The following is an 18,358-nucleotide window of genomic DNA, read 5'->3' as shown; positions in this document are numbered from 1 at the left end:
TATACCCTGAATCGGGTAATTCTGTCTAAACAAAACGTTTTCGCCTATAATAAATTTTGTTCTCTTTTTTTGTACTTAGACGAAATCAATGACGAAACAGGGCTCACGGAATTCAGCTTACGGATTACTCAAATACATTAGCCGCCAACCGCTTCCGGTTTCTCGCTGGATGGCCCGTATTCTGGCCTTTATTGTGAACAGTTTTAAAGTCACTAAAACTTCGGAAGTCATTCGTCTCAACCTTGAAATCAGTCTTTCAGAACTGTCTAATCAGGAACGTGAACAGATTAATCGTGCTACGGTTCGCAATGAATTAATGTCATATTTCGAGTTCTTTACTATTTGGGGCTCAAGCAATCAGAAAAATCTTAAACGCGTTCATCGCGTCATTGGCGAAGATCTACTTCATAATGCCCTTGCACAAAATAAAGGTCTGGTTTTAATCGTGCCGCATTTTGGTACCTGGGAAATCATGAATGCCTATATTGCCCAGTTCACCTCAATGACCATTATGTACAAACCTGTGAAAAATCAGGCTGCAGATCAATTTGTACGGGCCGCCCGTAGTCGTGAACAAGCGCATCTGGTGCCGACCGATGAATCTGGCGTCCGTCAGATTTTTAAGGCCTTAAAACAAGGCGGCACTACGGTCATCCTGCCGGATCATACCCCGAATATCGGTGGTGAATATATTCCATATTTCGGCGTGCCTTTGGCCACCAGTAATTTAAGTGCCAAGCTGATTCAAAAGACCAAAGCGCGTGCCCTGTTTTTATATGCTCTACGTAATACTGAAGATGGATTCGATATTTTTATCGAAGCAGTTGATGAAAAAATTTATAGTGGCAATGCTAATCAAGGTACACAAGTCATTATCAATAGTATTGAAAATTTAATTCGTCGCCATCCGGAACATTATCACTGGAGTTATAAACGCTTTAATGCACATCAAGACTTGGGAAATCTCTATAAACTTGAACATGAACAAGCCTTGGGCAAAGTAAATGCATTAAGAACTCAAGAACTACATGAAGTTTCGCCCATACTGGAATCAGTGACTTAAAGGCTGACGATACAACCACTGCCATTCATGTCGTTCGGCAGAAAGCACCAGTTTTGAGCCTTGTTGCTGGAAGTGCACACTACCCTGTTCTGCCGTGGTCAATAAGGGAATATTGAGTGCTTTCAACCGTTGCTGCGTCAGTTGGCTCGGGTGGCCATAACGGTTAAATTTCCCAGCCGAGGCAATCGCCAGTTTAGGCTGCAAAACTTCTAAAAATTGATAGGCTGAACTGTGCTGACTGCCATGGTGTCCAAGCACCAGCACATCGACTTTAAGTTCCGGATAATCTTGGAGCAGCTGATACTCAGTTTCCCAGCCCGCATCCCCCATCAGTAAAAAGTTTTGATACGGTCCGGCATTTTTGACTTGCAGATATACCACGCACGACCGGTCGTTTTTATTGAAGTTTGACGTGTTTAACTGCTGCTGCCAAGGTGCCAGGATTTTAAAGTTAATCGTCTCAGACCATTGCCATTGCTGTCCTTCATAACAAAACTGAAAGCTTGAAGAAGCAGCTGTTTCAGGCATCTGATTGGATGACACTTGCTTGATGCTTAATTGATCTTTAATGCTGTGATATGCACCGCTATGGTCCTGATCCAGATGGGTCAAAATCAGTTGATCCAATTCTCCAACACCTTGCACAGATAGAAACGGCATAATCACTTGTCGACCAATACTGAATTTTTCTTCATTATAATAACCACCCATGTCGATCATCATAGTGTGTTGCCCATCACGAATAAAGATGGCCTGTCCCTGCCCAACATCCAGGACAGACAGCTGAAAGGCATGCTGATTAAGTTGAGGAACGCACAGTGGTACACAGGCAAGTGCGGTCCAGCTTTTAGGTACTAAGCCTCGTGGTAAAAAGACAATTAACAAGCCCAAAATACATAGAGCAATCATCCAGACATTCATGGCCACAGGAATCAGTTGTGGAGCAAACAGCTGATCAAGCAGATCCAGAAATGCCAGCAGCATATGAATAAAAATATCATTGAGCTGAAACAACAGACTCGACAATGGCTCAGAGACGAAAAACAGTAAAGCCGCCAGAATATCCACCGGAACAATCAGCAGGCCAATCCACGGGATAGCCACCAGGTTGCTTAGCGGCGTAATCCAGGCCACCTGCTTAAAAAACAGCATCATTAAGGGAAACAGGGCCAGAAAAATTTTCCACTGTGATTCCACCAAGACTTTCATTGCAAAATACAGCCGTTGTAATGCTGTTTGTACTGTCTGATGCGGTTGTTGCTGAATGGTCTGATAGATTCGCAGCAAGACAAAACAGGCCCCATAAGACAGCCAGAATGCGGCCGACAAAATGCTAAAAGGATCAAAGAGCAACAATAAGGCAGCACTTAAAATCAGCAGTTTTAATGGCTGTACACTTTGCCTGAGCAGCAGTGTGAAAGTCACAATCACACAAATCAGTAAAGTGCGTAGTGCTGGAATTTCAAAACCGACGAAGGCGCAATACAGTAATACACACAGCAAGAAAGGCAGACTCAAAAAATACTGCCTTGGCCATTTCAGATAAATCTGCGGCGCGTACCTTGAAATCAGATATTGCAAGGTGCCACAAACGATAAAGGCAAAGATCAGGACATGTGGTCCGGAAATCGCCAGTAAATGACTCATGCCAAAACGCTGGAATTGCTGCTCCGTCGCTTGATCCAATAGACTTTCATCACCGCTTAATAGAGCCAGTAATAAGCCTTTCTGCTGTACGGGTTGTCTGGCCACAAACTCTCTTAAGGCCAGTCGCTGTTGTTCTACCCAAAGCAAAAATCGCTGATTCAAATTTTGCTGCTGGCGTAGATAATTGCCATGACCTAACGCATATAGTTGTTGCGGTTGTAACTCCTGAATGCTCTTGATTCGGAAACCGGCCATAACATTTTGCTGTAATGCCCACTTTTCTGCATCAAAGACACCTGGTGTGGCATAACTGTGATGCGGACGAATCTGGCCTTGCAATAGATAATAATGTCCCAGTTTAAGGGTCTGCTTGGTTGCATCATTTCCTAAACTGGATGTGACAGGATCTAAAGCTGGTAGAAAACCCATCCATTTGACTGTAGTGCCATCAGGATTAAGCACATGTAGAGCTTGCTGGATATTTTGATCGCCCAGTTTATTCAGCTCTTTGATATACACCACGATTTCTTTTTCAGATACCTCGTGCTCCCGCTTGGATAAACGTTCAGTTAATTGCAGATTGGCATAAGCATGACCTAAAAACAGTCCCAAAAGCAGGCCTGATCCAGTGATCAACAAGCTTCGCAGCGGTGTATTCAAAATGAACTTTAATTTATGGCAACACAGATACCACAACAGTGCAACGATCAAAACTGCCGTCCCGCTCAGTTGAACAGACAGGAAATTTTTCCCCATACAGGCAAGGCCTAAAATCCAGCCAATACATAGCCACTGCAACATTGAATCTTATTCTGTCTTGTTATTATTTTGCCCAATAATAAAGCCCACCGGAGTGAGCTTCAATCAAATGCGAATATTCTCGTTATTTATGGTTCGATCCAGAGACCATCCTGCATATGTAAAATCCGGTCTGCAGCATGGGCCAGTTGTTCATCATGGGTCACAATCAGCATCGCCATATTAAACTCACGTTGTAATTCGGTCAGCAGTTCAAAAATCTTTGCTGCAGTCTTACGATCCAGATTTCCGGTCGGTTCATCGGCCATCATCAGTTTAGGTTTACCCACCACTGCACGTGCCAAAGCTACACGTTGACGTTCACCTCCAGATAATTCACCCGGCTTGTGAGTCAGACGATGCGAAAGACCAACACGTTCCAGTAAATATTCGGCCTGTTGTTTGGCTTCCTTGAATTTCATGTTATCGCGTAACATCAGCGGCATCGCTACATTTTCCAATGCCGTAAATTCTGGCAACAGGTGATGGAACTGATAAACAAAGCCCAAATGCTCATTCCGCACATAACCGCGTTCTGCTTCAGACAAGGTATCAAAACGGCGACCATTCACCATGACCTGACCCGAAGTAGGACGATCCAATCCACCCAGAACATGCAATAAGGTACTTTTCCCCGATCCACTGGAACCCACAATCGAGATAAACTCACCTGCTTTTACCTGTAGCGACAAGCCGCGAATCACATCGACAGTGGCTTTACCATCGGTAAAGGATTTGTGAATATTCTGGGCATCTAAAATCAGATTACTCATAACGCAATGCCTCTGCCGGTTGAATTTTTGCTGCACGTAAAGCCGGATAAATTGTCGCGACAAAACTTAAGGCCAGTGACAAGCCTACAATCACCAGAACATCTTGCCAGCGCAGATAAGACGGTAAATAGTTAATAAAATAGGCATCAAACATATTCAGGCCTAAAGTGTTGTTGAGCCAGCCAATAAAGCTACTGATACTGGTTGCCGCAATAATCCCGAGGATAGCTCCTGCGCAGGTTCCAATCACTCCAATTACGGTACCTTGCACCATAAAGATTTTGGTAATGGTGGCAGGTGAAGCACCTAAAGTCCGTAAAATAGCAATATCCGATTTTTTATCAGTCACCACCATGACCAGTGAAGACACAATATTAAATGCTGCCACTAGAACGATCAGGAATAAAAGCAAGCTGACCATGGCTTTTTCCATCTGAATCGCGCTGAACAGATTACCATGGGTATAGGTCCAGTCCGAAGCATAGAAATTCCCCGGCAAATCACGCACGATTTCCTGAGACACTTGTGGTGCCAGGAAAATATCATCCAGCTTCATACGCACACCCTGCGCACCATCCGGTAGACGCAATAAAGTCGACGCATCATTTAAAGCGATATAACCCATCATCGAGTCAACTTCAGCACCAATACTGAAGATTCCCACCACTTTAAAACGCTTAAAACGCGGGACGACTCCGGCTGGTGATGGGGTGGCTTCTGGCAGAACCAGAGTAATATTGTCGTTTAAACCTACACCCATGGCGTCGGTCATTTGCTTGCCCAAAACAATACCAAATTCACCTTTTTTCAGGCTGTCGATACTGCCCTCAACCATATGGTTTTGTATGATTGATACTTTTTTCTCATACTCGGGTTCGATCCCGCTGACCATGATGCCGGCGACCTGACCCTGTGCGGTCAGCATGCCTTGTAATTGAGTAAAAGGTGCGACTCCCTGGACATGTTCATGCCCTTCAATTTGCTTTGCAAGTTCTGGCCAATTTGTTAAAATTTGTGTTGAGGAAACAGTCGCTTGAGGTATCATTCCTAAGACACGATTCTTTAACTCTCGGTCAAAACCATTCATCACAGACAATACTGTAATGAGGACTGCCACACCGAGTGTGAGGCCGATCATTGAGACCAACGCGATAAAAGAAATGAAGTGGTTACTACGCCGTGCGCGAGTATATTTCAACCCTATATACAGCGAGATTGGTTTGAACATAACCATCTAGTCCGAGGTAATAAATTATGGAAAATGTACAGCATCCAAACGGATTTACGGAAAGACGCGTCATGTCTCGAATCGATGCTGCCTTACGAATTAATTATCAGATTATTTCCGATGATGTTGCCTTGAATGATCCTTACGATCCTAACTTCGTCTTGCCCCGCTATTTTCTACTACTTGCAGAACTAGATCAATTTGATCATGCGGTTAACTACGAATTAGAACAATTATCTGAAAAAGATCAACAAATTGCTCGAATCTTATCCTTATTTAATCAAAAGTTAAACCTTATTACCGGTTCTTTGTATGACGCAATTGTACAAAGCATGTTACCTGTACCAGAGCAGGTGAACTTTTCAGAAACCGGTTTTAGCTTCTTTAATGAGCGCCCTATCGCTGAAGGCACCTATCTGCACGTGACTTTGAGTCATCCGGAAAATTTCTTCCATATTGCAGCAACCGCTCAGGTGGCCTACAGTCGCGAAGAAGAAAATGGTAAATATCGGACTGGTGCATATTTTATTACCATGCATCCACAAGACCGTGTCAAACTGGGTGAATGTGTTAAAGCTCACTTTGCTTAAACCAGCGATTTAGGCATTTTTTAGTCAGTACTGCTAGATGATGAAAGTCGAGCATTATAGCTCGCTTTAATTTCTCTGGAAAAATATAACAACAAACCAGCCAGCAAGATGACGACACCGAAGACAGCCCCACCCGATAATTTTTCATCATTCAGAATTACCCCGACAAATAAGGCCAGCATCGGCGTCAATACGGTGGTCAATGACAAAGTGGTCGCCTTGATTTTCTGCACCAGTTTAAAATAACAGAACATCGCAATTAGGGAAGCCATAATTACAGCATAACTGAGTCCAATCAGCGATTTAGCCTGCGGAATCTGGGTCGGTGCAAATTGCCAGATAAACGGCAACATGGCACAGGCCATGACTGCTGAAACAGCAATAGAACCGGCCGCTTGCGCCATAGGTTCGAGAGGTGCATTGACTTTTTTCACCCAGAACATCGAAACACAGTAAATAAAAACACTGAGCAACATCAGGCCTATGCCAATCGGCTGAATATGCTGATCTTTGCCACCCACACAAATAATGCCCAGACCCAGCAGCGCAATCGCCATACCACCCCATTGCGAAGCATACAACTTAAGCTGAAACACAAAACGGCCAATCAATCCGGTAATAATCGGTGCCAGTCCAAACATCAGGGCAATAATGCCTGAACTAAGATAATCCGTGGCCAGATAGGTGAAAATCTGTGAGCCGATAAAACTGCATGCGCCAGCCAGGTAACTGTGCATGGATAATTTATCTAAGGGAAAACGAGTTTTAAACAGCCACAATAAGGCAAATGCAAAAGGCAAAGCCAGAAAGAAGCGCTGTGCCAAAGCCCAGAGCGGATGCAAATCCGTCACACTCCAGACGATGGCAAGCGGTGTCGTCGCCCAGATAAAAACCAATAAAAGATAGGTGGCAATCATATTGGTTTGTGTGGGCATGCGAGTCACTCTGGATAAGGCTTAAAGTGCGGAAGTTTTGCGTTTTTGTTTTTGGATAGTCTGATCGAGTGCGCTGGAAAATTCGCGTTTATCCCGCTCTGAAATCGGGGGTGGCCCGCCCGTTTGCACGCCTGCACCGCGTAGGCTGTCCATAAAATCGCGCAGGTGTAAGCGCGCTTTGACATTGGCTGTAGTATAAATTTCACCACGAGGATGAATCGCAATCCCGCCTTTTTCAATGACTTCCGCAGCCAAAGGAATATCTTGGGTCATGACAATATCATGCTCTTTCATGCGCAGAATAATTTCTTTATCTGCTGCATCCGCCCCACTCATCACCTGAATTGAATTAATTCTGACCGAAGGTGTGATCCCGACTGGCTGATTGGCAACAAAAGTGACTTCCAGCTGATAGCGATCCGAAGCACGAATAATCACATCTCGCAACATACGGGGCAATGCATCGGCATCGACCCAAAGTTTGAATGGCAACACAGGGCTTCCCATTAAGGTATAAATCATGGTTATTCTAGCAAATTGCAGTGATCAGGTTGATGATTAAATCGCTCCATTTTCATTGCATCTGTCATCAGTATTTAAAAAAGTATGTACCCGGTAAAACTGGCGTGATTCACGCGAGAAAAAAATTTGACTTCATTTAACTGGCATTTTAATTTTAAAATTCATTCGATTGACTTGAAAAATCGCAATGACCCTCGATTAACTATAAATACGTCATCCAAGATCAATTGTGCATATGAAAAATCAGAATAGCCCAGAGATCATCACCATTGATGATCAAAATTTCGGTAGTCATGTCGAACACTGGACCTTGCTCACCGACAATCCTGGCACAGATGTTCCACAGTGGTTAGGCAAAGCCCTCGATGCGCCAGTCATGCCGATGGGCCTTTGTACACAAGAATGTGATATGGATGCAGAGACCTGGCTGATTCAAGGGCCGAGCAAAGCTGTGGTACAGTTGAGTCAAGTGATTGCCGTTGAAAACAACAAACCTCAATCGGTAAAAACGGCATTCCCCTGCTTTGACAGTCCTTATCAGGTGAAAGCCACGATTGACCGGATTATTAGCTGTAAATCCAATACCCAAGCTGTATTGCGCCTGAATCTGGGTGCCAACAATATTATTTACGCTTTCGATAGCCTGTATAGCGTCAATCATCTGCATTATGAAAAAGACCAGTCCTATGTGGTGAATCTGAATGGCTGGGCCTATGAACTTGAAGCGGTTGCAGATCATGAACATCTGGTAGTCGATGATCCAGCTTCGATCAAGCATCACCGTGCCTTGAATGATATTCTGGCTGCCAATAATGGTGTGGCCCCGGATAATTTGCAGGAACAGATTGATGCCTGGCAGCCGCAGTCCGAAGAAGATAAAGAACCTGTAACTGTAGATTTTTCTAAAATGGTGGCTTATCTATACGGCGAAACTATGGGGCAGGAAGATGAAGCCTGGTTCCAGGGCAATATTGTCGGTAAAACCACCATGCAGTTTATGGGTCGGGAATACACCCTGTATGATGTCACCCTGATTCATGATGAAGGCCAGCCTGCGACCTTGATCCGGATTGCAACGCGGAATGACCAGCACAAAAACTTCCAGATTGGTCAGTATATTCGTGGTAACTTATGGATTCAGGCCAATATTTATAGAAAAGCTGCCTAAGTTCAAACATATAAAGAAGATATTCATTTTGATGGGTATCTTCTTTTAATCCATCTATATTCTTATTTGTCATTTTAATTTTTGATTATTTTTTATACATATCTTCTGGCTTAATAATCTATTTAAATTCATTAAAAACCGAGTTATCCACATTTTTAAATTCAAATAAATTCATTTTAAATATTTAAAATAACCTTAAAAATCCTGTAAAAATAAGCGTTTGATTTCTCATATAAATAATGTGTTGTCGTGCAAATCTAGTATTTAAATAAAATGAAAATTTATGCTCTTTAATTAAAAATGTACTTTATTTAATCAATTTTTTATGATAAAAATACTCACAACAAATTAGTATTAACGATAAATAGATCGGACAATAAATATCTATGAAAATCGTGCAAGAAGAAACATTACAACAGGTCGAGCATCATCTTAGCTCCCGCTATAATATTGATATGATGTCATGCCTTTTTTTCATGTTGGGGATGCTGATCTGCGGATTCATCCTGCATACTTTTATTTTCTAAAATTATTATATTCATAAAAAAACCCAGCCTGTGCTGGGTTTTTTCGTTTCAGGAATTAACCATTGCGTTTGGCAAAGTCCTCCATAAAGTTCACCAATGCCTGCACGCCTTCTAAAGGCACGGCATTATAAATACTTGCGCGCATACCGCCAACCGAACGGTGACCAGCAAGATTCAATAAATGCTGCGCTTCGGCTTCTTTCAGGAACTGTTTCTCAAGATCTGCATTAGCCAAAGTAAATGGTACGTTCATGATCGAACGGTTTGCTTTTGCAATCGGATTCGCATAAAAATCGCTTTGATCAATATAACCATAAAGCAGGTTAGCTTTCTCAAGGTTTACTTTGTGCATGGCATCTACACCGCCATTTTCCAGTAACCACTCGAACACCAGGCCAGATAAGTACCATGCATAAGTTGATGGTGTATTAACCATTGAACCATTTTTCGCTTGATCTGAATATTTCAAGATGCTTGGAATTTCAGGTTTAGCTTGATCGAGTAAATCTTCGCGAATGATCACAAGCGTTAAACCTGCAGGCCCAATATTCTTTTGTGCGCCTGCATAGATCAAACCAAATTTAGAGACATCTAATGGTGCAGATAAAATGCTAGATGAATAATCGCACACTAATGGCTTGTCTGTTTCAGGAATTGAAGCAAATTGCAGACCGCCAATGGTTTCATTATCGGCATAATGCACATAAGCTGCATCCGCAGACAGATTCCATTCACTTTGTGCACTAATGGCATACTTACCATCAATTTGGATACCCGCTTTTACAACATTGATATCGCCATAACGCTGCGCTTCTTTCAAAGCTTTTTCAGACCAGATGCCGGTATCGATATAGTCTGCTTTGTTGTTTTTGCCGAGCAAGTTCAATGGAATTGCCGAGAACTGTAGTGATGCCCCACCCTGCAAGAACAATACTTTGTAGTTCTCAGGAATATTCATGAGTTTGCGCAGGTCTGCTTCCGCTTTTTCAGCCATGGCAACATAGTCGGAACTACGGTGGCTCATTTCCATGATCGAAAGACCTTTGCCGTGCCAGTCAAGCATTTCAGCTTGAGCTTTTTCAAGTACGGCAGTTGGTAATGCAGCAGGACCAGCACAGAAGTTGTACGCGCGCATGATTTTTCCTTTCAGAGTGAAACACAATAAAATGATGGCATTTAACCATATCTGACAGGGTCTTGCACAAAATTATTTCAATCTATGAGTGAAGATAGAGTCAAAAAATCAATGTAGATTCACAAGATAAATTGACCAGTATTTTAGCCTGCTGTTTTTAGCATCTTTGTACTAACAATTGAAAATATTAAAGATTAAGCCGTTTCTTAATTTTAGATATTCTCTTTAAATTAGCCGATAAGTATTTGAAATACAGATGCAAAAGAAACAATACTACAACTTTACACTAGTTCTATCTGCGAACCTTTGATTTATACTAACCGGATAACATCAACAGCTTGAAATCAGTTTAGCGACTTTATGAACTTAAAGAAAAATAAAAGACAGCTTGTCTGGGGTTTAAATCTGCTTGCATCAATGATGTATGGCAGCTTTGCTCATGCGCAGAGCATCAGCTTTCAGGACGCTGAACGTCAGTTGTTGCAAGATTCTTATAGCAGCCAAGCCTATCAAAGTCTGGAACAGGCTTCAAAACTTGAAGCTGAAGCAATAAAAGGCCTAGGTCTGCCGCGTGTCGACCTGAATGTTCGTGCGTATGCTTTTCATAATGAACTCGATCTGCCTTTAGGTGCATTAAAAAATAATTTAGAGCAATCCTTAACGGATGGTGTAAATAATAAAATTGATGAACTGAACTTAGGTGCTATTGCTGATCCACTGAAAAATAGTCTAAGACAACCTATTCAAAATGGAGTTGGCTTAATTCCTGATAGTTCGAATGTCGTGCTGGATGATCAGGTGGTTCGCCCGACGATTTCAGTCATGATGCCGCTTTATACCGGTGGACTGACAAGTAGCGCTAAAGAAATCGCCAATATTCAGGTAGGTCGCAGTCAGCTCAGTAATAAACAGCAGCAAGATACGCAGCGTTTTGAACTGATTCAAAGTTATTTCAATGTACAGCTCCAAAAGCAACTGCATGCAGCTGCGCTGTTTAACCTGAATGCCATGCAGCAGCATTATCGCAATGCCTTAAAAATGGAACAGCAAGGTTTTATCAGTAAAGGCCAGCGCATGCAGTTTGAAGTGGCACGCAATAATGCCGAGCGCAGCCAGCAAAACACGCAAGCTAATTTGAATGCTGCCCTGTTCCAGCTGAATAATCTGCTTCAAGAAAGTAGCATCACCGAACTTTCGACGCCTTTATTTGTCAATAAAACCGAGCCACAGGCCCTAAATCATCTGCTGAAAACCTTTAGTCAAAACTCTGCGCTGATTCAAAAAATGCAGCTGGATACCCAATTGGCCCAAGCCAATGTCAAAGCCCAGCAAGCAGCGAAAAAACCGAATGTTTTTGCTTTTGGTGAATACAGTCTGGATCAAAATGAAAACTGGATTGTCGGGGTTGCCGCACGCTATAACCTGTTTTCTGGCATCGATAAAAACAAAAATATTCAGGCTGCCGAACTCAAACGCTCTGCTACAGAATTACTCACTGCACGCACCCAGCAGGAAATTGAAAATCTGATTTATAAATCTTATAGCGAAGCACTCAGCGCACAGCAAAGTGATGCGCTTCTGGCACAAAACTTGAAAGCTGCACAGGAAAATTTACGCATACAAGAATTGTCTTTTAAAGAAGATATGGGCACCGCCACACAGGTCATCGATGCACAAAACATGCTGAGCGGACTACGAGCTGAAACTGCCTTGAATGCCTACAAATATGTGATGTCACTGGCCACACTATTACAAAGTCATGGCTCGATTGCAGAATTTCCGAACTACATTCAACATACCAACACCCACTATATTCGCTAATGGAGCCGAACATGAACGAAGATCAAAAAACCAATGATCCTGTGAATGAAGCGGCTTCATCCAGCGATACAGAAAAATCTCCTGCGCAACAGATAGAAACAAAAACTGGGATAGAAAATAACGCAGCGACTTCAACCGAGCATGAACAATCTCCTGAAATTACTAAAAAGAAAAAATATTTATTGCTCACCCTGATTCCTGTTCTACTGGCAGTCATCGCTTTTGGATTATGGAAAAGCTACCAACCGGCTCCGCTTGAATTGCAGGGTCGTGTAGAAGCTGAAACGGTTCAGGTGGCGACCAAAGTGCCAAGCCGCATTGAAGAAATTTATGTAGAGGAAGGTCAGCAGGTCAAAAAAGGCGATGTGCTGGTGCGCTTAAACAGCCCGGAAATTCAGGCCAAAAAACAGCAAGCCGTAGCGGCTCTACAATCTGCGCTGGCCTTACAATCGACTGCTGAACGTGGCTCGCAGGAAGAAAATATCGCCAGTCTGTATGCCAACTGGCAATCACTGAAAGCACAGCAAAATTTAGCCAAAGTTTCTTATGAGCGTGGTGCAAATTTATTTAAGGAAGGTGTGATTTCACGCCAGCGCCGTGATGAATTGTATGCAGCCAGTCAATCAGCGGCACAAATGACTGAAGCAGCTTATCAGCAATATGCACGCGCCAAACGTGGCAGCACCTCGCAGCAAAAGAGTTCTGCCGATGCACAGGTAGATATTGCTCAGGCCGCTTTGGATGAAGCCAATGCTCTAGAGGCAGAAACTCAATTAGTTGCACCTGTAAACGGAACGGTGTCTAAAACCTATGGCAAAGTCTCGGAGCTAGTAGCCACCGCAGTCCCTGTGGTCAGCCTGATTGAAGATCAAATGTGGGTGAGCCTGAATATTCGTGAAGACCAATATGCCCCATTTCAGAAAATGAGCAGTATTGAAGGTTATATTCCAGCCCTAGATAAAACCGCCACTTTTAAAATCAAGCAGATCAGTGCTGAAGGTGAATTTGCCACCATTAAAACTACACGCCAAACCGGCGGCTATGATGTGCGAAGTTTTAAGCTGCATCTTGTACCCGCACAAGCCACCCCTGAACTGAAAGTCGGGATGAGCGTGTTATTTAAACTGAAAGAGACCCCATAATGTGGACGGGTATATGGCGCGAACTGCGCTATCTGCTCAGCGAAAAATGGGATCTGTGCCTAGTCACGCTGGCACCTGCACTGGTGATTATTTTATTCAGCAGCATGTTTGCCCAAGGTAAACCCGGTCATCTACCGATTGCTATTATTGATCAAGACCAAAGTGCGCTGAGTCAAAGCATTTATCAGCATGTGGCGCTGAATCATACTCTTAAAATTGCTACGGTGTCAGAACAAACAGCTGAAATTGAGCGCCTGCTGAATCAAAATAAAATTTGGGGTTATATCCATATTCCAAGCGGTGCCGAGCAACGTCTGGTTCGTGCCCAAGATGCTGACATCAGTATTGCCTTTAACCAGAGTTATTTCAGTATTGGAAATACCATTTCCTCTGCCATGCTGGTCAGTACCCTGCAAGCACTCGCTGAATTTAGCGGAGAGCAATATCTGGGGAATCGAATACCCTCTCTCGAAACACCGTCACCGCATATCAAAATATCGCCGCTGTATAATCCGCAGCTGAATTATGAATTCTATCTGGAACCCTATGTCATTCCGGCAATTCTGCATTTACTGCTGTGTTGTTGTGTGGCATTTTCCGTCGGTCAGGAACTGAAGCGGCAGACCTTAACAAGCTGGATCAGCAACTCATCCATCTGGATGGCACTACTGTCTAAAAATCTGGTCTATGTGGCTATTTTTAGTCTATGGACTTGGGCCTGGATGTTCTGGCTAATTGAAATTCGCGGCTGGTTTGTTGCTGGCTCACTCAGCCTGATTCTATTGGCACAATTTCTACTATATAGCGCCTATGCATTTTTAAGCAGTGCAGTGGTTCTGGCGACCAAAGATTTAAGTAAATCTTTCGGCCTCATTGCGGTCTATGGTGGTTCATCTTTGAGTTTTGCCGGTGTGACCTTACCTTTAAATAATGCGCCCCTATTCACCCAGTTTTGGGCCAATATTATTCCATTTACGCCCTATGCCAAATTACAAACCGAACAATGGGTGATTGGTAGTCTATTGCATATTTCACTGCAAGCTGGATTGATGCTGCTGGTCTATACTTTGGTTTATGCTCTGCTGGCTTATCTTTTTCTTAAAAAAATAGCCAAAGGAGCAGTCCAATGAAATCCCTTTGGTTTTACTATCTGCAAAGCTTCAAAGATATTGTCAGTCACGGCACAATCTTTACCACGCTGACTCTATCCGTCTTGTTTTACAGCTTTTTTTATCCAACCGCTTATCAGGCGCAGCAGGCTGAAGCCTTACCGATTATTATTGTCGATGAAGAACAAAGTAGCTTAAGCACCCGCATTATTGGTCAGGTGTCACAAAGCCCCAATGTCGAAATTCAGGCGATTACCGGCAATTTTGCCGAAGCCAAACAATGGGTTGAATCTCAAAAAGCCGATGGTATCTTGTTACTACCGGACAATTTATCGCAAAGCTTAAGGCATGGTGAAACAGGTGGAATTGGACTGTATTTAAGTACAGCTAACTTTTTAGCGACCAAACAAATTGGTCTGGGCTTAGCCACATCGGTTGAGCAAACTTTGGCAGACTATACTGAACGCTTTGGTGAGGTCTCGGATTTTTCACCTGCTCTTTCTGTGCATCAAATTCCTTTATTTAATCCGCTGTCCGGCTATGGCAGTTATGTCTTTCCTGCGGTTGCACCTTTAATTATCCACCAAACCATTCTTTTGGGTTTGAGTATGCTGATTTTGGTATATCGGGAAAGAAAAGTAGAATTAAACGCAAATGCGTTCATTGGGATGTGCTTAACCGTCTTCACCATTGGCTGTCTGGGATGTTTCTATTTATTCGGCTTTAGCTTTTGGCTATTTGATTATCCACGCGGTGGCAACCTGCTCGGGATGCTGCTGGCTGTTCCGCTTTTTATCTACACGATAATTGGCATGACCTGCCTATTTGCCAGTTTTCTGGATCTGCCAGAACGTGCGGGTCATGTAATTGTATTCACTTCCATTCCACTGTTCTTTTTATCTGGTGCGGCCTGGCCGCATGCTGCAATGCCCATCTGGATGCAAGTCGTTGGCGAAATCCTACCTTCCACCCAAATTGTGCAGATGTTTATTCAACTCAATCAAATGGGTGTGCCTACCGCACTGGTCTTGCCTAAACTGCTCTATCTTGGAATGATCGGCAGCTTGTGTTTTTTCTTGGCTTATCGACGTTTAATTCCCAATCACCAAAGCAGATAGAGCATTATAGTAATGCGCCTATTCCACTTATTGATTCGACTCACCAAAGACCTGAATATTGAAATTACGAATCTTGCTGCTGCCATTCGGCTTGTCAAAACTGACATCATACTGAACCAGATTCTCCGGATAGGCAATTTCATAGCTGACCTTATATTGCCCAGGCTGATTGGTTGCTTCTTCAATCTGCTTGGTCATTAAAGTTTTAGACTTGTACTCGCCTTGAGGAATTGAACGTGAAAAGCGTTTCATCAGCTTTTCATTGTCCTTAAACTGAGTTTGCAACTGCGGTTCTAACTGGTCCAGAAATTCCTCATATTTCCCGTCACGCAAATCCTCATAAGCCAGCTGTGCCGCCTTTTCCTGTTCAGGACTCGGATTCGGAATATTGTCCATTGAATTACAGCCACTCAATGCAACCGCTGCTGCTAACAACATTAATTTGGTTTTCATCGCTTACCCTTATGGAGTCAAGATTTATAAAAAAGGACGCCGAAGCGCCCTTTTTATCAGTAAAAAACTTATTCTTCTACTGAATTTTCACCGTCTTTTTCAACTTGTTCAGTTTCAGCAACTGCATCTGTTTCGGCGACTAAAAATTCTGAACCTTCAATCGCTTCAACAAACTCGTCTTCTTCAACGGCTTCAATTGAAACCACACCGACCAGCAATTCCTCATTACCTAAGCGGATCAGACGAACACCCTGTGCGTTACGACCAGTTTGTGCCACTTCAGATGCACGGGTACGAACCAGCGTACCACCATCAGAAATTAGCATCAGTTCTTTAGAAGCATCGATGGCAACAGCACCCACCAATTGACCGTTACGTTCAGAGGTCTTGATCGCAATCACACCCTTACCACCACGTTTCTTGGTCGGGAAGTCGTCTACTGGAGTACGTTTACCATAACCGTTTTCAGATGCACACAGTACTTCGCCAGTTTCAGGTACAACAACCAGTGATACGATTCGGCTAATCAATGCTGAATCTGAACCATCTTCGTCATCAGACTCGATCTCAGTTTCGTCATTTTCTTCTAGCTGTGCAGCTGCACCAATGGTCACACGCATACCGCGTACACCTTTGGCAGAACGGCCCATTGAACGCACATCAGTCTCTGCGAATCGAATGGCTTTACCTTCGTTCGAGAACAACATGATTTGCTGTTCGCCATCGGTAATCGCTACACCAATTAGGGTATCATCGCCATTCAGCTCAATCGCACGTAAACCGTTTGAACGAACATTCGAGAACTGTTCAAGCTCTACACGTTTAATCGTACCGTATTCGGTTGCCATAAACACATAGAAGTTCTTACGTACCGCTTCAGCCTGCTGAGCAAAGTCATTGATGATGTCATCACCAAGATCTGTTGCAGAAAGCTCCAAGCCCAACTGTTTCAATTGAATACGCAATGCATCAGAAATATCATCCGCACCATCTTCAGATTCAGTCAGGGCTGCTTCAAGCTCGGCAAAATGAGCATTGATCACTTCATTGGCTTGTAACTGCGCTGCATTGGCTTTTACAAATGCCTTGAAGTCAGCCAGACGTTCCTTGAATTTCTTCGGCGCGTCAATGACAGGCAAGATCGCAGTAATGGTCTCGTTTTCATCTAGTGGCAGCAAGTTCACCATTGGGCGACCTTTGGCACCACGTGATGCTTGTGGCACTTCATACACTTTCAGACGATAGACCTTACCAACGTTGGTAAAGCAAAGTACCGTCGCATGACTTGACGTCACAATCAGATGTTGAATGTAATCATCTTCTTTCATGCTGGTCGCAGACTTACCACGGCCACCACGACGCTGTGCAGCGTAGTCAGACAATGGTTGAGTTTTCGCATAACCTGACTTCGATACAGTCAGAACCATTTGCTCTTCAGGAATCAGATCTTCACGAGAGAAATCGATACGTGACTCGACAATCGACGTTTTACGCGCATCGCCATACTGCTGAAGAATCAAGGCTAATTCTTCACGAATCACATTCATCAACAGATTAAAGTCATTCAGAATTGCAGTCAGTTCAGCAATTTGTACCAGAATTTCACTATATTCAGCATGTAACTTGTCTTGTTCAAGACCAGTTAAACGATGCAAGCGAAGTTCCATAATCGCATTGACCTGAGTTGGTGACAGACGATAAATCTCGCCATCCAAACCAAACGGGCGACTTGGGTCTTCACCTTCAATCTCATCCGGACGCACAGAAACCGAACCGGCTTTTTCTAGCAATGCCAAAACACCGCCACCTGCCCACTCACCTGTCTGCAAACGCTCACGCGCTTCAGCCGGATTTGCAGAACTCTTGATGGTTTCAATGATGGCATCAATATTCGCCAGAGCAACGGTTAAACCTTCCAAGATATGACCACGTTCACGCGCTTTGCGTAATTCAAACATGGTACGACGGGTCACCACTTCCTGACGGTGACGGATAAATGCTGCAATGATGTCTTTCAGGTTCATCAACTTCGGCTGGCCATTGTCCAGGCAGACCATGTTGATGCTGAAAGAGTTTTCAAGTTGCGTGTTCTGGAACAAGTTGTTCACGATCACTTCAGCGTTTTCACCACGCTTCAGGTCAATCGCAATACGCATACCGTCTTTGTCAGACTGGTCACGAAGCTCTGAAATACCTTCGAGCTTTTTCTCTTTGACCAGTTCAGCAATACGCTCAATGGTTTTTGCTTTATTGACCTGATATGGAATCTCAGTGAAGACAATCGTGGTACGGCCATTCTTCGGATCTTCCTCGAAATGGTATTTACCAC

Annotated in this window: 15 protein-coding genes; 7 read left to right on the top strand and 8 right to left on the bottom strand. The window is 43.5% G+C overall.

Annotated features, from left to right (window positions below; all coding sequences use genetic code 11):
* Positions 1 to 88: 88 nt before the first annotated feature.
* Positions 89 to 1,063 carry a lysophospholipid acyltransferase family protein gene (locus tag WAK81_RS00840; protein ID WP_422195292.1) on the top strand — a complete coding sequence of 325 codons (975 nt, stop codon included), beginning with the start codon at positions 89 to 91 and terminating at the stop codon, positions 1,061 to 1,063.
* Here WAK81_RS00840 and WAK81_RS00835 read toward each other — a convergent pair.
* The 3 genes from WAK81_RS00835 to WAK81_RS00825 all read right to left on the bottom strand — a co-directional run bounded on the left by WAK81_RS00835 (position 1,052) and on the right by WAK81_RS00825 (position 5,509).
* Complete coding sequence (locus WAK81_RS00835) at positions 1,052 to 3,511, bottom strand: DNA internalization-related competence protein ComEC/Rec2 (protein ID WP_422195291.1); 2,460 nt, start codon at positions 3,509 to 3,511, stop codon at positions 1,052 to 1,054. The two genes, WAK81_RS00840 and WAK81_RS00835, sit on opposite strands and share 12 nt — an antisense overlap.
* Before the next feature lie 86 nt (positions 3,512 to 3,597).
* A complete protein-coding gene (gene lolD / locus WAK81_RS00830) occupies positions 3,598 to 4,281 on the bottom strand; it encodes a lipoprotein-releasing ABC transporter ATP-binding protein LolD (RefSeq protein ID WP_422195290.1) in 684 nt (227 codons plus the stop codon).
* A complete protein-coding gene (locus tag WAK81_RS00825) occupies positions 4,274 to 5,509 on the bottom strand; it encodes a lipoprotein-releasing ABC transporter permease subunit (RefSeq protein WP_004645695.1) in 1,236 nt (411 codons plus the stop codon). The genes lolD and WAK81_RS00825 overlap by 8 nt, the downstream gene beginning before the upstream one ends.
* 26 nt (positions 5,510 to 5,535) lie before the next feature.
* Here WAK81_RS00825 and WAK81_RS00820 point away from each other — a divergent pair, with 26 nt between their 5' ends.
* Positions 5,536 to 6,099: a PilZ domain-containing protein gene (locus tag WAK81_RS00820; protein WP_138742869.1), complete on the top strand. Its 564-nt coding sequence runs from the start codon at positions 5,536 to 5,538 to the stop codon at positions 6,097 to 6,099.
* 20 nt (positions 6,100 to 6,119) lie between these two features.
* Here the strand turns inward: WAK81_RS00820 and WAK81_RS00815 are convergent, their stop codons facing one another.
* Positions 6,120 to 7,034 (bottom strand): DMT family transporter, encoded by a 915-nt coding sequence (locus tag WAK81_RS00815; RefSeq protein ID WP_422195289.1) that lies wholly within the window; start codon positions 7,032 to 7,034, stop codon positions 6,120 to 6,122.
* Positions 7,035 to 7,055: 21 nt separating this feature from the next.
* On the bottom strand, positions 7,056 to 7,541 hold the full coding sequence (locus WAK81_RS00810; RefSeq protein ID WP_171054293.1) for a YaiI/YqxD family protein: 486 nt from the start codon (positions 7,539 to 7,541) through the stop codon (positions 7,056 to 7,058).
* A 250-nt stretch (positions 7,542 to 7,791) separates the two neighbouring features.
* Between WAK81_RS00810 and WAK81_RS00805 the strand changes: the two genes are divergently transcribed.
* Positions 7,792 to 8,724: a hypothetical protein gene (locus WAK81_RS00805; protein WP_422195288.1), complete on the top strand. Its 933-nt coding sequence runs from the start codon at positions 7,792 to 7,794 to the stop codon at positions 8,722 to 8,724.
* A 582-nt stretch (positions 8,725 to 9,306) separates the two neighbouring features.
* On the opposite strand, the gene serC is transcribed toward WAK81_RS00805, so the two are convergent.
* Entirely contained in the window at positions 9,307 to 10,386 is a 1,080-nt protein-coding gene (gene serC / locus WAK81_RS00800; RefSeq protein ID WP_422195287.1) for a 3-phosphoserine/phosphohydroxythreonine transaminase, read from the bottom strand.
* Between the two features lie 360 nt (positions 10,387 to 10,746).
* Here serC and WAK81_RS00795 point away from each other — a divergent pair, with 360 nt between their 5' ends.
* The 4 genes from WAK81_RS00795 to WAK81_RS00780 are packed head-to-tail and all read left to right on the top strand — an operon-like array spanning position 10,747 to position 15,576.
* On the top strand, positions 10,747 to 12,207 hold the full coding sequence (locus tag WAK81_RS00795) for a TolC family protein (RefSeq protein ID WP_422195286.1): 1,461 nt from the start codon (positions 10,747 to 10,749) through the stop codon (positions 12,205 to 12,207).
* An 11-nt stretch (positions 12,208 to 12,218) separates the two neighbouring features.
* A complete protein-coding gene (locus WAK81_RS00790) occupies positions 12,219 to 13,349 on the top strand; it encodes an HlyD family secretion protein (protein ID WP_422195285.1) in 1,131 nt (376 codons plus the stop codon).
* Positions 13,349 to 14,479, top strand: a complete 1,131-nt coding sequence (locus WAK81_RS00785; protein ID WP_422195284.1) for an ABC transporter permease — start codon at positions 13,349 to 13,351, stop codon at positions 14,477 to 14,479. Before WAK81_RS00790 ends, WAK81_RS00785 begins: the two co-directional genes overlap by 1 nt.
* Complete coding sequence (locus WAK81_RS00780) at positions 14,476 to 15,576, top strand: ABC transporter permease (RefSeq protein WP_422195283.1); 1,101 nt, start codon at positions 14,476 to 14,478, stop codon at positions 15,574 to 15,576. The genes WAK81_RS00785 and WAK81_RS00780 overlap by 4 nt, the downstream gene beginning before the upstream one ends.
* Before the next feature lie 27 nt (positions 15,577 to 15,603).
* Here WAK81_RS00780 and WAK81_RS00775 read toward each other — a convergent pair whose 3' ends face one another.
* Together WAK81_RS00775 and WAK81_RS00770 are read right to left on the bottom strand one after the other, a co-directional pair.
* On the bottom strand, positions 15,604 to 16,029 hold the full coding sequence (locus tag WAK81_RS00775) for a DUF3887 domain-containing protein (RefSeq protein WP_422195282.1): 426 nt from the start codon (positions 16,027 to 16,029) through the stop codon (positions 15,604 to 15,606).
* Positions 16,030 to 16,097: 68 nt separating this feature from the next.
* Positions 16,098 to 18,358 (bottom strand): DNA gyrase C-terminal beta-propeller domain-containing protein (locus WAK81_RS00770; protein WP_422195281.1); only part of this gene is annotated, 2,261 nt, incomplete at its 5' end.

The organism is Acinetobacter sp., from assembly GCF_049284435.1.
Taxonomy (GTDB): Bacteria; Pseudomonadota; Gammaproteobacteria; order Pseudomonadales; family Moraxellaceae; genus Acinetobacter.
The sequence above is the reverse complement of the archived record's forward strand: the minus strand, read 5'-3'. Positions and strand labels throughout refer to the sequence as shown.